10 protein-coding genes and 2 pseudogenes are annotated in these 12,888 nt (G+C 72.1%); 8 read left to right on the top strand and 4 right to left on the bottom strand.

Annotated features, from left to right (window positions below):
• Nucleotides 1-16 precede the first annotated feature (16 nt).
• Nucleotides 17-877 carry a DMT family transporter gene (locus WH07_RS19435; RefSeq protein WP_063775793.1) on the top strand — a complete coding sequence of 287 codons (861 nt, stop codon included), beginning with the start codon at nt 17-19 and terminating at the stop codon, nt 875-877.
• 83 nt (nt 878-960) lie between these two features.
• On the opposite strand, the gene WH07_RS19430 is transcribed toward WH07_RS19435, so the two are convergent.
• Both WH07_RS19430 and WH07_RS19425 read right to left on the bottom strand, forming a co-directional pair.
• Nucleotides 961-2,310, bottom strand: a complete 1,350-nt coding sequence (locus WH07_RS19430; protein WP_046501423.1) for an ABC transporter ATP-binding protein — start codon at nt 2,308-2,310, stop codon at nt 961-963.
• 114 nt (nt 2,311-2,424) lie between these two features.
• A complete protein-coding gene (locus tag WH07_RS19425) occupies nt 2,425-3,696 on the bottom strand; it encodes an MFS transporter (protein WP_046501421.1) in 1,272 nt (423 codons plus the stop codon).
• A gap of 171 nt (nt 3,697-3,867) precedes the next feature.
• On the opposite strand from WH07_RS19425, the gene hmgA reads away from it, so the two are divergent.
• From hmgA to WH07_RS19410, 3 genes are all read left to right on the top strand, one after another.
• Nucleotides 3,868-5,196, top strand: coding sequence for a homogentisate 1,2-dioxygenase (gene hmgA / locus WH07_RS19420; protein ID WP_046501420.1), 1,329 nt, complete (start codon nt 3,868-3,870; stop codon nt 5,194-5,196).
• 98 nt (nt 5,197-5,294) lie between these two features.
• Nucleotides 5,295-6,083 carry a GntR family transcriptional regulator gene (locus tag WH07_RS19415; RefSeq protein WP_046501439.1) on the top strand — a complete coding sequence of 263 codons (789 nt, stop codon included), beginning with the start codon at nt 5,295-5,297 and terminating at the stop codon, nt 6,081-6,083.
• A 318-nt stretch (nt 6,084-6,401) separates the two neighbouring features.
• Entirely contained in the window at nt 6,402-7,610 is a 1,209-nt protein-coding gene (locus WH07_RS19410) for a type ISP restriction/modification enzyme (protein ID WP_046501416.1), read from the top strand.
• Nucleotides 7,611-7,916: 306 nt separating this feature from the next.
• Here the strand turns inward: WH07_RS19410 and WH07_RS19405 are convergent, their stop codons facing one another.
• A complete protein-coding gene (locus tag WH07_RS19405; RefSeq protein WP_046501414.1) occupies nt 7,917-8,180 on the bottom strand; it encodes a hypothetical protein in 264 nt (87 codons plus the stop codon).
• Between the two features lie 329 nt (nt 8,181-8,509).
• A complete protein-coding gene (locus WH07_RS19400) occupies nt 8,510-9,316 on the bottom strand; it encodes an SGNH/GDSL hydrolase family protein (RefSeq protein WP_046501411.1) in 807 nt (268 codons plus the stop codon).
• Between the two features lie 737 nt (nt 9,317-10,053).
• Between WH07_RS19400 and WH07_RS19395 the strand changes: the two genes are divergently transcribed.
• The 4 genes and pseudogenes from WH07_RS19395 (at nt 10,054) to WH07_RS19390 (ending at nt 12,883) form a co-directional block, all read left to right on the top strand.
• Entirely contained in the window at nt 10,054-10,809 is a 756-nt protein-coding gene (locus WH07_RS19395) for a glycosyltransferase family 2 protein (protein WP_198533840.1), read from the top strand.
• A 44-nt stretch (nt 10,810-10,853) separates the two neighbouring features.
• Nucleotides 10,854-11,045: pseudogene (locus tag WH07_RS41260) on the top strand (hypothetical protein); the annotation flags it as partial.
• A gap of 2 nt (nt 11,046-11,047) precedes the next feature.
• Nucleotides 11,048-11,634 (top strand): annotated as a pseudogene (locus WH07_RS37755) (polysaccharide deacetylase family protein); the annotation flags it as partial.
• Nucleotides 11,635-11,773: 139 nt separating this feature from the next.
• Nucleotides 11,774-12,883, top strand: a complete 1,110-nt coding sequence (locus WH07_RS19390) for a DUF5925 domain-containing protein (RefSeq protein ID WP_046501433.1) — start codon at nt 11,774-11,776, stop codon at nt 12,881-12,883.
• Nucleotides 12,884-12,888: the final 5 nt, after the last annotated feature.

Below are 12,888 nucleotides of genomic sequence, written 5' to 3'. Positions count from 1 at the left end.
TCCCCCCGTCGCCTGGCTGCCCCTCGCCGCCGCCGGGGTGACGGTCTTCTGCTGGGCCTCGGCCTTCGTATCGATCCGCAGCGCCGGAGCCGCCTATTCGCCGGGGGCGCTCGCCCTCGGCCGGCTGCTCGCCGGGGCGCTGGTCCTCGGCGCGGTCTGGCTCGTACGGCGCGAAGGTCTCCCGCCCCGGGCGGCCTGGCCCGGGATCGCCGTCTCGGGGGTGCTGTGGTTCGGCGTGTACATGGTGGTGCTCAACTGGGGTGAGCGGGAGGTGGACGCGGGCACGGCCGCGATGGTCGTGAACATCGGCCCGGTCCTCATCGCCCTGCTCGGCGCCCGGCTGCTGGGCGAGACACTGCCGCCCCGGCTGCTGGCGGGCATGGCGGTGTCGTTCGCGGGTGCGGTGGCGGTGGGGCTCTCGATGTCGGGCGAGGGACGTGCCTCGGTGCTCGGCGTGCTGCTCTGTCTGCTGGCGGCGGTGGCGTACGCGGCCGGGGTGGTCGCGCAGAAGCCGGTCCTGGCCAAGGCGACCGCGCTCCAGGCGACGGTGTTCGGCTGTCTGATCGGCGCGGTCGCCTGCCTGCCGTTCGCGGGGCAGCTTGTCGACGAGATCGGGAGAGCCCCGCTGTCCGCCACGCTCAACATGGTGTATCTGGGCGTGTTCCCGACCGCGCTCGCGTTCACGACCTGGGCGTACGCGCTGGCCCGTACGACGGCGGGGCGGATGGGGGCGACGACCTACGCGGTTCCGGCGCTGGTGGTGCTGATGTCCTGGCTGTTCCTGGACGAGGTCCCCGGCCTGTTCACACTGGCGGGCGGAGCGCTGTGCCTGGCCGGAGTGGCGGTGGCGCGCTCACGCCCACGGCGCCGGAGCTGAAACCGGAGCTGAGAAGCGCCCCGTCCGACGATCGAGGACAAGGACACGAGGACGAGGACACACAGCACAGCCGGCCCGGCCGTCTACACGTCCAGACCCGGCAGCTTCCTCGGCGCCGGGCAGATCCGGCGGCCGTGGTCGTCGAACACGTACAGATGCGCGAGATCGACCAGGAGCGGCACCTGCGCGCCCGTCCGCAGCCGCATGTCGGGGCCGGTACGGACGACGAGATCGCTCGCCGTGATGGCCGGGCGGTCGGGGCTGTAGGTGAGGGGCGTCGGCGGCTCCGGCTCGTCGACGCCCCCGGCGGGACCGCCGGCCCGGCCCAGGAGCCGTCCCAGCACGCCCGGCTTCCGGCCGGGCCTGCGCCGGCGTGGGGCGGTCCTGGGCCGGGCCGCCGGCCTGGGCGATTCGAGTTCGGTCACCGCGGCGGGCCGGGAACCGGTGTTGAGATGCACCAGTGCCTCGTGCCCCTGGTACTCCATGTGCTCGACGATGCCGCTCAGCGCCACCTCGCCGGAGCGCGCCTCGCTGGGCGACGCGATACGCGCGGCCTCGGACCGCAGCCCCACGATGATCTGGCGGCCCTGCTGGATCCGGAGCAACTGGTGGTCGGAGCTGAGGGGTTCGGGCAGCGGCAGCCGCTGCTTGCCCAGGTCGATGGACATCCGCCCGGCCAACGGCGCGTACACCACGGCCTGGAGGAGATTGATCCGCGGGGTGCCGATGAACGCGGCGACGAACACGTTCTCCGGCAGCGCGTACACCTCGCGCGGCGCGCTCACCTGCTGGAGCACTCCCCCGCGCATCACCGCGACCCGGTCGCCCAGCGACATCGCCTCGGCCTGATCATGCGTCACATACACGGTGGTGACGCCGAGTTCGGCGGTGAGCTGGGCTATCTCGGCACGCAGATGGTTACGGAGCTTGGCGTCCAGATTGGAGAGCGGCTCGTCCATCAGAAAGGCCGAGGGCCGCCGGGAGATGGCCCGGCCCATCGCGACCCGCTGGCGTTCGCCGCCGGAGAGCTGGCTCGGGTAGCGGTCGAGCACGCTCTCGATGCCGAGCATCCTGGCGGTGGCCTGCACCCGCTGGCCGGTGTCCGCGCGGGGGTTCTCCAGCCGCAGCGGGAAGCCGATGTTCTCGCGGTTGGTCATGTTCGGGTAGAGCGCGAAGTTCTGGAACACCATCGCCATACCGCGTTCCCGGGACGGCATGAGGTTGGAGTACACGCCGTCGAGCAGGAGTTCGCCCTCGGTGATGTCCTCCAGCCCCGCGATCATGCGGAGCACGGTCGACTTGCCGCAGCCGGAGGGGCCGAGCAGCACCACGAACTCACCGGGGGCGATGTCCAGCGAGAAGCGGTCGACGGCGGGCGGCGCGGACCGGCCGTACATCTTGGTGACGCTGTGCAGGGAGATGGCGCGAGTCATGGATGTTCCGCCCGGGGAGGGAGAGGTGGAGCGGGTGCGACGCCTGAAGTTAGCCGACTACGCGCGGTCGGGGAACGTTTCACGCGAAGGTTCGGGGCCAGGGTTCGGAAGGTGTCAGGAGCCACGCCGGAAAACCGGTTCGGTAACCGGTTTCCCCGCCGGTTCCGGTGTACCGCCCGGTGTCGCACCCGGTGTCGCCCCAGGCTTTCGCAGTCCCATCCCCGCCGCCGCGACCAGCAGCGCGCCGAGCATCATGAAGGGCGCGGCCGCTCCGGCGACCCCCGCCACAAGACCGGCGGAGGCGGGCGCGGCGACTTGTCCGAGACGGTTGCCGGTGAGCCGCAGCGCCAGGGCGGTGGACCGCGCCTCGTCGGGAGCGGCCCGTACGACGGTGGTCATCGACAGCGGCTGGCCGACCCCCAGACAGAACCCGAGCGCGGCCACGACCAGACCGAGTCCCCACACCGGTACGGGCAGTGCGATGCCCGCGCACAGCAGTCCGCCGAGCAGACAGGTGGCGGTGAGCAGGGCCGTACGCCCGAGCAGGCGCAGCATCGGCGGCATCACCAGCCGGCAGGCGATGGTGGCGGCGGCGCGCAGGCTGAGCAGCAGTCCGACGGTGGCCGGCGCGATGCCCCGCTGCTCGCCGACGACCGGCAGATAGGCGGTGAGGACATCGGTCGTGGAGAGCACGGCCAGGCTGATGAACATGCCCGCGGGGACACCTCTGGTGCGCAGTATCCGCCCGACGGGCACCTTCCCCGGCCGTCCGGCCGCCGGGGCGGCGGGGGTACGGGGTTCGAGCCGCCAGAGCGCGGTGAAGGAGGCCGCGGCGACACCCGCCGAGGCGAGCAGGGCGAGGGCGCTCGTACGGTCCAGGCCGGCGCCCTGGCCGGAGACCAGCAGTCCGGCGGCGGCCGGTCCCGCGAGCTGCCCGAGGGAGGCGCCGATGGTGAAGTGGCCGAAGTTGCGGTCCTGTTCGGCGGGGGCACTACGGCGGGCGACGATCGACTGGGCACCGATGACGAAGCAGAGATGTCCGAGGCCCATCACCCCGCTCCAGACCGCGAGGGCGGCGAGCGAGCCCGCCGTACCGCTCAGGGCGCAGCCGGCGGATATGAGGACCACCCCGGCGGCCAGCAGCGGGGCGCACCGCCCCCGGTCGGTCCTGCGGCCCAGCGGTACGGCAACAAAGAGCGGAAGCAGCGCGTACACCGCGGTGATCACGCCGATCGCGCGCTCGTCCGCGCCCATGGAGAGCGCACGGTACGAGACCGCGGGACGCGCCATCGACACCGCGCCCTGCGCGAAGCAGAAGGCGACGACCAGCCGGAGGAGCCAGCCCCGCCCCCCGGACGCCTCGTCCCCGCCCCGTGTCCGCACCATCCGATGATGCCAAAGAGGAGCCCGGCGCCGTGATGCCGCGTGGCCCGTTGACGTGCCGTGGCCACAATCCTACGGTTGTCCATAGGATTGACCGGGACGGTACGAGCCGTACGGACCTGGAGCAGGGGGAAATGCCGTGCCGGACACGGGAACAGGGAGCGGACGCGGACGATGAGCGGCATCGAGCAGGCACGCAAGACCGCCGGGGATCTGGAGCACTCCCCCGGCTTCGGCAATGAACACACTTCGGAGGCCGTCCCCGGCGCACTGCCGCTCGGCCGCAACGCCCCGCAGCGCGCGCCGCTCGGGCTCTACGCGGAGCAGCTCAGCGGCAGCGCGTTCACCGAGCCGCGCGCCCGGAACCGCCGGTCGTGGCTGTACCGCATCCGCCCGTCGGCCGCGCATCCGCCGTTCGTACGGATCGGCAACGGCGCGGTCCGGGGCGCCCCGTTCACCGAGACCGTCCCCGACCCCAACCGGCTGCGCTGGAATCCGCTGCCCGATCCGGCTCCCGGTACGGACTTCCTGGCCGGGCTCTGGACACTGGGCGGCAACGGGGACGCGACGCGGCGCACCGGTATGGCCGTGCACCTCTACCACGCCAACACCGCCATGACCGACCGGGTGTTCAGCGACGCGGACGGCGAGCTGCTGATCGTCCCCGAGCGCGGCGGACTGCTGATCCGTACGGAGCTCGGCCTGCTGGCCGCCCGCCCCGGCGAGGTCGCGCTGATTCCGCGCGGGCTGCGCTTCCGGGTGGAGCTGCTGGACGAGACGGCGCGCGGCTATGTCTGCGAGAACTACGGGCAGCCGTTCACCCTCCCCGATCTCGGCCCGATCGGCGCCAACGGCCTTGCCAACGCCCGGGACTTCCTGGCCCCGGTCGCCGCGTACGAGGACGTCGAGCGGCCGGTCCAGGTGATCAACAAGTTCTGCGGGAACCTCTGGGCCGCCACCTACGACCACTCGCCGCTGGATGTCGTCGCCTGGCACGGCAGCCATGTGCCGTACGTATACGATCTGCGCCGTTTCAATGTCATCGGGTCGATCAGCTACGACCACCCCGACCCGTCGATCTTCACCGTACTGACCTCGCCCTCCGACACCCCGGGCCTCGCCAACGCCGACTTCGTGGTCTTCGGCCCGCGCTGGCTGGTCGGCGAGAACACCTTCAGGCCGCCGTACTTCCACCGCAATGTGATGAGCGAGTACATGGGCCTGATCGAGGGCGCGTACGACGCGAAGGCGGCCGGCGAGGGCGGCTTCGTGCCCGGCGGCGGCTCGCTGCACAACATGATGTCGGCGCACGGCCCGGACCGGGACACCTTCGAGCGGGCGAGCGCCGCCGAGCTGAAGCCGCAGAAGATCGACGACGGTCTCGCGTTCATGTTCGAGACCCGCTGGCCGGTGACCGCGACCGCGCAGGCGGCCGGAGCGGCTCATCTCCAGCGGGGTTACGACGACGTGTGGCAGGGTCTTGAGCGCCACTTCAGGCCCTGACACAAGGTGCCGGCCCCGGCGGCTCCGGCCCAGGGGGCCGTGGCCGTCGGGCGCCGGGCCAGGGGTTCCGGCGTGAGATCACAGTTGTGGAGGAGCCGGTGACCGCCTTCGCCCCCGACTCGCTGGTCCTGAACCGCAAGCTGCCGCTGTGGTACCAGGTCTCGCAGTCGCTGCGCGCCTCGATACTCGGCCGCGGGCCGCACGATCCGCTGCGGCTGCCCACCGAGGAGCAGCTCGCCGCGCACTACGGGGTCAGTGTGCTGACGATGCGTCAGGCTCTCAAGGAGCTGGAGGAGGAGGGCCTGATCAGCAGGCACCGCAGGCGCGGCACCTTTATCGAGCCGGGCGTGCGCCGGGGCGCCCCGCGCCGGCTGCTGGGCTCGGTCGACGCGATCGTGGCGCAGCAGTCGGGGGAGCGTACGACCGTACTCGGACACGGTCCGGCCCCGGTCCCCGGTGAACTCGCCGAGTACTTCCCGGGGCTCGACGAGGTGATCGGCTACCGGCGGCTGCGCTGCGACGGCGAGAGCGGGGAGCCGGTCAACTGGGCGGAGAACGCGGTCCGTCCGGAGATCGCGGCGGGGCTGGACGTGGCGGATCTGGAGCGCTGGCCGATGACCAAGGTGCTGCGTGACGGTCTGGGCGTGCGGATCAGCCGTATCACGGACACCGTCGAGGCGCGCCTCGCGGACCCGGCCACGGCGGAACTGCTGCGGGTGCCGCTGCTCAGCCCGATCCTGCACTACACGGGGGTGACGTACGACGACGAGGGCCGGGTGGTGGATGTGGCCCGGATCCGCTACCGGGGCGACCGTTTCTCGTTCTCGGTGACGGTGGAGACGGATCTCACGGCCGAGCAGGCACGGAAGAGCCCGTCGGGCGAGTAGGGCGTGTCCGGCGGATCTTCGCGGGCCCGCGACGCCCGGCACGGCGCCTCGCCGCGTTGTCGGAGTCGTCCAAGTACGTCCAGTACGAGAACGAGCCTCCGCCTTGCGATCCTCCCCCGTAGCCTGAACGGCACGGGAGGGACCGCCACGGTCTGATCCACGAAGATCCGCCGGACAGGACCTGGCGCGTGTTTCGGAAGTGGCGTCGTCCGCCCGGCGATTTCCGTCCGCGATCGCGGACAAAGCGGGTGCGGGGCGGTGCCGGATACGATGCCGCCGGGGGGCGAGTGCGCGCAGACCGACGGGAGGGCGGTCCGGATGACGGCGACGCGGTCCAATACGACGGGCGGTGGTCCGCTGCTGGCGGATCTCCTGCCGTGGTCGGCGGCTCCGCTGCGGCTCGGCAGGTCCTGGGTCCTGGCCCCCGACCGGGCGTCCCTGACGGCCCGCTGGGACCGGCTCGTACAGGCCGCGGGCACCGAGCGCGAGGCGCTGTTCGGGCCGAGCCGGGCCCGTACGCCGCACAGCGCGGTCGCCGCGCTGCCGGGCGGAACCACCGGCACCGGCAGGTTCGCCCGGGAGTCCGGGCGCTGCCCGCCGCCGCGCCGCGTACTGCACGGACCGTTCGACGAGCAGTGGCTGATCCCGGACCACCGGCTGATCGACGCGGCGCGCCCCGAGCTGTGGCGGGTCGCCGACGAGCATCAGCTCTTCGCCCTGGAGCAGGGGTACGTACCGCAGGGCGAGGGCCCCGCGCTGCTGGTGACCGGTCTGCTGCCGGACGGACGTTCCGCCGGGGGCGGGCCGGGGCGTATCCGGCCGCTCTACCGCCGCCCCGGCGGTACGGAACCCAATGTCGCCCCCGGACTGCTCGCGCTCCTCTCGCTCCGGTACGGGCACGAGGTCGGCGCCGAGGAGCTGCTGGCGTGGGCCGTGGCCGCCGCCGTCCCCTCCCCCGAGGGCCCCGTGGTCCCGCTGACCGCCGATCCGGACGTCTGGGCCTCCGGGGTCGCGCTGGGGCGGCGGATGACCGAGGTCCAGCTCCGCGGGGCGCGCGGCGGCGAGCGGCCCCGGCTGCCGGGCGGCCGACGGCCCTACGTACGGGCCGCGATTCCCGCCCAGCCCGAGGAGATCGCTTACGAACCGGAGGACGAGGCCCTGCTGCTCGGTACGGGCCGGATCTCGCCCGTACCGCACGGGGCGTGGGAGTTCACGGTGAGCGGGGTACGCGTCCTGGAGGCGTGGTTCGAGCGGCGTACCGTGCCCGCCGAGCCGGGCACGCTGGAGGCGATCCGGCCGGCGGCCTGGCCCCAGGAGTGGACCTCGGAACTGCTGGAACTGATCACGGTCCTGGCGTTGCTCGCGGAACTCCGTCCGCTCCGGAAGGAGCTGCGCGGCGGCCCGGAGATCGGCCGGGAGGAGCTACGGGCCGCGGGCATCCTGCCAATCCCGGCGGCGGCACGGCGGCCGGCCTCCGTACTGGACCATCACGAAGAGGGCCCGGAAGGCCAGTTCGCGCTGATCTGAGCGCAGAAGCGCGCACGGAAAATGCTGATCTGATTGCAGAAGCGCGCGGAAATCAAGCAGGCTTCAAGCGCGGGTCGAGCGGCACTCGAGTACGGGTCGAGCGGGAGTGGAGCGGAGCCCCGCGCCGGAGGGACATCCGGGAGGGGACGCCCGGGGGACGTCCGGCGCGGTGCCGCGGGACCGTTGGGGAGGACGGGGAGCGGGAAGGGCACCGCGCCGGAGGGCCGGGATCACCCGGGCGCGTGAGGGATCGTCTGAACACCGGAGCACCGGAACGGGCCGGCCACCGGTTCACCGCCGCGAAGCTCAGTGGCGGCTGCCGAACAGCGAGCGGCGCAGCCGGCGCAGCGGCGCGAAGAGCGAGACCCGCGCGCCCTTGCTCCGGTGCGTCTCGGACGCGTCCCGCGCGGTCAGTTCGCGCATCAGGAGCGTCGCCTCGGCCGTCTCTCCCTGCGGGGCGGCGGGACCGCCGAGCACCGAGAGATGGCGGTCGAGGCGCGTACTGGTCGCGCTGCTCCCGCACGTGACCGCAGGGACTCGCGCCCTGCTGTGTGCCGTTATCTGTTTCATGTCACTCCCCACCCGTACGAGGGCACCCGACCCGGGCAGGTTAACCCTAGCGCCCCCTCACGACACTCGGGTATCCCGCCTTCGCAAGGAACCACACCCGTACGGGGATTGACGCCCATGGCTCGATCCACCGCATTTCAGGGGTAGTTGGACATTTCGCCAGGCGGCGCCTTCACCCCTCCGAGCCGTACCGCCCGCTCACGTACTGCCGCCCGCTCACGCGCCGCCGTCCGCGCACGCGCCGCCGCCCGGCCGGAACCGGTGCGGGACCGGCGGCGGCTCCGGGGCCGTCGGCGGACGCCCCGGACCCGCTGCCGGTCCCGTCCGCGTCAGGCGGCCGAGGTGAAGACCGGCAGGTAGCCGCCCGACTGACCGGCGGCGGTGGGGTGGTACGACTCTCCTATGTTGAGCCAGTTGACGCTGTGCAGCCAGGCGTTGCCCGAGCAGATCTCATGCCCGGTGAAGGCCCCGGCGACACTGGCGAAAGTGAAGCCGTGGGCGGCGGCGCGCTTGCTGGTCACCGAGTTGAGGTGGTCGGAGGCGGCGTTGATCGCGGCGCGCTCGTTCTCGCTCAGCCCCACCACACAGGTGCCGTTGAGCTGGTAGAAGCGCGGGTAGCCGAGGACGACCACGCGGGCCGAGGGAGCCTTCGATCTGATCGCGCCGTACACCGAGTTGAGGTTTCCGGGCAGGGTGCTGTCGACGTAACTGCGGGCCTGCGCGACCCGGTTGAGACACGTGGCCTCGGACTGGAGGACACAGGTGGTCATCACATCGGCGAAGCCGGCGTCGTTGCCGCCGATGCTGATGCTGACGAGGTCGGTGGCCGCGTTGAGCGGGCCGAGCTGACCGGCGGTCACATCACCCGTACGAGCGCCGGAGCACGCGGTGAAGGCGAAGGTCGTGGGTGCGTTCGCGGCCGCCCAGAGTGCCGGATAGGCCCTGGGGGTGCGCTTGCAGTTGCCGCTGGAACTGTCGTAGGCGCCGGCTCCGACGCCGGAGGAGTACGAGTCCCCCAGCGCCACATAGTCGACGGCGGCTGCGGGGGCGGCCTGGGCGGCGGCCGCTCCGGTGAGAGCGAGCACCACCCCCAGGACGAGCGAGGACGTGAGTGCCGTGATTCGGGACAGTTTCATGGGACCTCTCCGAAGCAGGGGCAGGGTTTCTGCCTGAACTGTGGTACCAGCCGCCACAGTTCACTGGAAGTGTCCATGCCAAAAACATTTCCGCGGGGTTTCGGAGGTGCCCTGCGCCTGCCGGGGATCGATCGGAGATCGAATGGAAACGATCGGGGAGGTACGGGATGTGACCGTCTAAGTACGGCCAAAAAAGCCAAAAGCGATTCGAGATCCCAGGTCTTGCCATACAGTCCGATTCATCAATACCGCCGTACATCCACCCGCATCGGTCCATCGGTCTCGGTCCACGGCATGGCGGTTCCAGGGGAGGGCTCAAGTGCCGCGATGGTTCCCGGGGCGGGGCGCGCAATAGGGCCTGTCGTCACGCTGTCGTCGGGTCCTAGGGGTGCCGCTCGGTGACCGCCCCTGGCCGGCAGGGCCCGGGGCCGAGTCGCGTGCCGCGGCCAATACCACAGCTCACCCGCTCAACGGAGTGCCATGCCGTCATGTCCGGGGTGAGAACCCCCCTTTCGAACCGGAAACCCGGCCGGACCGCCCGGGGGCGGGCGGTCCACCGGACGAGAGGGAACACGACTCGTGAGCGCTTTTCTGCGCCCGGCGGCACCGGGCGAAGAGCCGTTGGCGAACGAAGTGGCACCAGTGGCAGCCGCCCCGCCCGCCGGGCCCCGGTCGGGGGCGGGCTGCCCGCCCTGCGCTACCGGCCCGTCTCCTCGTATCTCGCGATCGCGCCGCCCGTGAGCGTCGTGATTCCCGCGATGAACGAGGCTCGCAACCTTCCGTACGTCTTCGCGAGCCTGCCCGACTGGATCCATGAAGTCGTCCTGGTCGACGGCGATTCGAGCGACGACACCGTGCGGGTGGCCCGCGAGCTGTGGCCGGAGGTCAAGGTCGCCGCTCAGCGCGGCAAGGGCAAGGGCGATGCCCTGATCAGCGGATTCGCGGCCTGCACGGGCGACATCATCGTGGTGATCGACGCGGACGGCTCGGCCGACGGCCAGGAGATCGTCTCCTATGTGTCGGCCCTGGTGTCCGGCGCCGACTTCGCCAAGGGCTCCCGTTTCGCGAACGGCGGCGGTACGGACGACATGACCGCGATCCGCAAGCTCGGCAACCGGGTCCTGTGCGCCGTCGTCAACGCCAAGTTCGGCGCCCGCCACACCGATCTCTGCTACGGCTACAACGCCTTCTGGCGGCACTGCCTGGACGACATCACCCTGGACTGCACCGGGTTCGAGGTCGAGACCCTGATGAACATCCGGGTCGTCAAGGCCGGGCCGAAGGTGCAGGAGATACCCAGCCACGAGTACGACCGGATCCACGGCGCCAGCAATCTGAGAGCCGTACGGGACGGCCTCCGCGTCCTCCGGGTGATCCTCCGCGAGCGGGGCGTGCCCCGGGCGGCACGGACGGCGCGTACCCGGGCGGCGCGGGCCGTCCGTACCGGCGCGGCGGCGCTCCGGGGCGCGGTGCCGCGGGGAGAGGCGTCATGAGCGGCCCGCACCGGACCCACGGTCACCTGGCCCACCGTCAGCAGGTGCGTCATCACCAGGCTCGTCATCACCGGCCCTTCTCCGTGGTGATCTGCGTCTATACCGAGGACCGCTGGCAGGACATCCTCGCGGCGGTCGACTCGGTACGGGCCCAGTCGCTGCCCGCCCTGGAGACCCTGCTCGTGGTCGACCACAACGCGGCCCTGCTGGAACGGCTCACCCGGGAGTACCGGCAGCATACGAGGGCGTGCACCGGCACGCCCTCCCCGTCCTCGCCTCGTACTCCTTCACCGCCACCCTGTTCGTCTCGACCGGGTGGCTGCGCGGACCGTACGACGAGGGCGGCGCGCCCGACACCATGCTCGACTGGGACCAGGTGCGCGAACTGGCCGGGGCCGGCATGGAGATCGGCGGCCACAGCCACACCCACCCCGAACTGGACCAGCTCGGCGACGGCCGGCTCGGGTCCGAGGTCCGGCGCTGCCGGGAGATCATCGCCGGGGAACTGGGCACGGCGCCGGACTCCTTCGCGTACCCGTACGGCTACTCCAGCCGAGGCGTACGGCGTACGGTCCGCGCCGCCGGGTTCGCGCAGTCCGTCGCGGTGGGCAACGCGCTGGCCCGGCGCCGCCAGGGCCCGTACGCGCTGGAGCGGGTGACCGTACGGCGCACCGCCGCCCGGAGGAGTTCGGGCGGCTCGTCGAGGGCCGTTCGGTCGCCCGGACCTTCGCCGCCGACCGGGTCCTGGCCAAGGGGTACGCGATCGTGCGCCGTGCCCGCCGGGCCGCCTCGCTGGGCCGTACGGCGGCCGCGGGGCGGTGGTGACGCGGACGGAACACCGGCCCCCGGGGCTCCGGTCGTACGGCACCCGTCGGCCGGGGATCCGGCCCGCGCGCCCGGCGCGGCCCGCCGCCGGAGTCAAAACACCGTGCATAGGCCGTCCCCGTGCCGGATCATGGGCGGCATGTCTGCCAAGCCTCAGGACGCACTGCCGATCCGGCTCACCGTCGACGACAGCGACTCGCCGTCGGATGTGGTCGACGCGCTGTTCCTCGGCCGTTTCGCGACGGGCGAGCAGCCGTACTCGCACAGCTCGACCATCGACCGGGTCAGGTCGGGCGTGACCCTGCTGCCGCCCGGCGCCACCGTGCTGCGCTCGGCGCGCGACGACGACCGCAGCGCGACCCTCGCCGAGGGCGACGGCTGGACGCTGCTGGTCTCCCGCTGGAACCGGGGCGCGGACGTCACCGTCACGGCCGTCAGCCGCGAACTCGCCGAGAAGGTCCATCAGCAGGCGACCGACGGCGCGCAGGACGAGCCGGAGCCGCAGCCGGAGAATGTGACGATGGGCTTCTGGTACGTGTCGCCGCGGCGCGGCCCGCACCGCACCACCCGGCAGATCGCGGCCGGTACCTGGGACGAGATCCGGCCCAACTACACCGCGCCGGTTGCCGACGCGATGGACCGGCTGATGAAGGTGACCCCGGACGACATCGCGGGCCGGCTGCTCCTGCTGCACGGCCCGCCCGGCACCGGCAAGACCTCGGCACTGCGTACGCTGGCCCGCTCCTGGCGCGACTGGTGCCAGGTCGACTGCGTACTGGACCCGGAGCGGCTCTTCAACGACGTCGGCTATCTGATGGACATCGCGATCGGCGAGGACGACGGCTCGGCCAAGGGCCGCTGGCGGCTGCTGCTCCTGGAGGACTGCGACGAGCTGATCCGGGGCGAGGCCAAACACACGGCGGGCCAGGCGCTGTCGCGGCTGCTGAACCTCACGGACGGGCTGCTGGGACAGGGCAGGAACGTTCTGGTGGGGGTGACGACCAATGAGGATCTGGAGCGGCTGCACCCGGCGGTGGTCCGTCCCGGCCGCTGTCTGGCCAGGATCGAGGTGGGGTCGCTGACCCGGCCGGAGGCGCTGTCCTGGCTGACCAGGGAGGACGGCGACTGGGAGGCGTCGGTGGGGCGCGAGGGCGCGACGCTGGCGGAGCTGTACGCGCTGCGCCGGGGCAGTGGGCCCGCTTCGGTGCCGTCCCAGCAGTCCGGTTCGGACGCGGGCCTCTATCTCTGATCGCG

Origin of the sequence: Streptomyces odonnellii (assembly GCF_000981895.1) — a bacterium.
GTDB lineage: Bacteria > Actinomycetota > Actinomycetes > Streptomycetales > Streptomycetaceae > Streptomyces > Streptomyces odonnellii.
This window is presented reverse-complemented; position numbering and strand designations above follow the sequence as displayed.

Bases quoted from the DNA above. Each gene is read 5' to 3' on its own strand.
- WH07_RS19410 (WP_046501416.1), top strand. From the start codon at position 6,402: ATGACGGCGACGCGGTCCAATACGACGGGCGGTGGTCCGCTGCTGGCG.
- hmgA (WP_046501420.1), top strand. From the start codon at position 3,868: ATGAGCGGCATCGAGCAGGCACGCAAGACCGCCGGGGATCTGGAGCAC.
- WH07_RS19400 (WP_046501411.1), bottom strand. From the start codon at position 9,316: ATGAAACTGTCCCGAATCACGGCACTCACGTCCTCGCTCGTCCTGGGG.
- WH07_RS19390 (WP_046501433.1), top strand. From the start codon at position 11,774: ATGTCTGCCAAGCCTCAGGACGCACTGCCGATCCGGCTCACCGTCGAC.
- WH07_RS19425 (WP_046501421.1), bottom strand. From the start codon at position 3,696: ATGGTGCGGACACGGGGCGGGGACGAGGCGTCCGGGGGGCGGGGCTGG.
- WH07_RS19430 (WP_046501423.1), bottom strand. From the start codon at position 2,310: ATGACTCGCGCCATCTCCCTGCACAGCGTCACCAAGATGTACGGCCGG.
- WH07_RS19405 (WP_046501414.1), bottom strand. From the start codon at position 8,180: ATGAAACAGATAACGGCACACAGCAGGGCGCGAGTCCCTGCGGTCACG.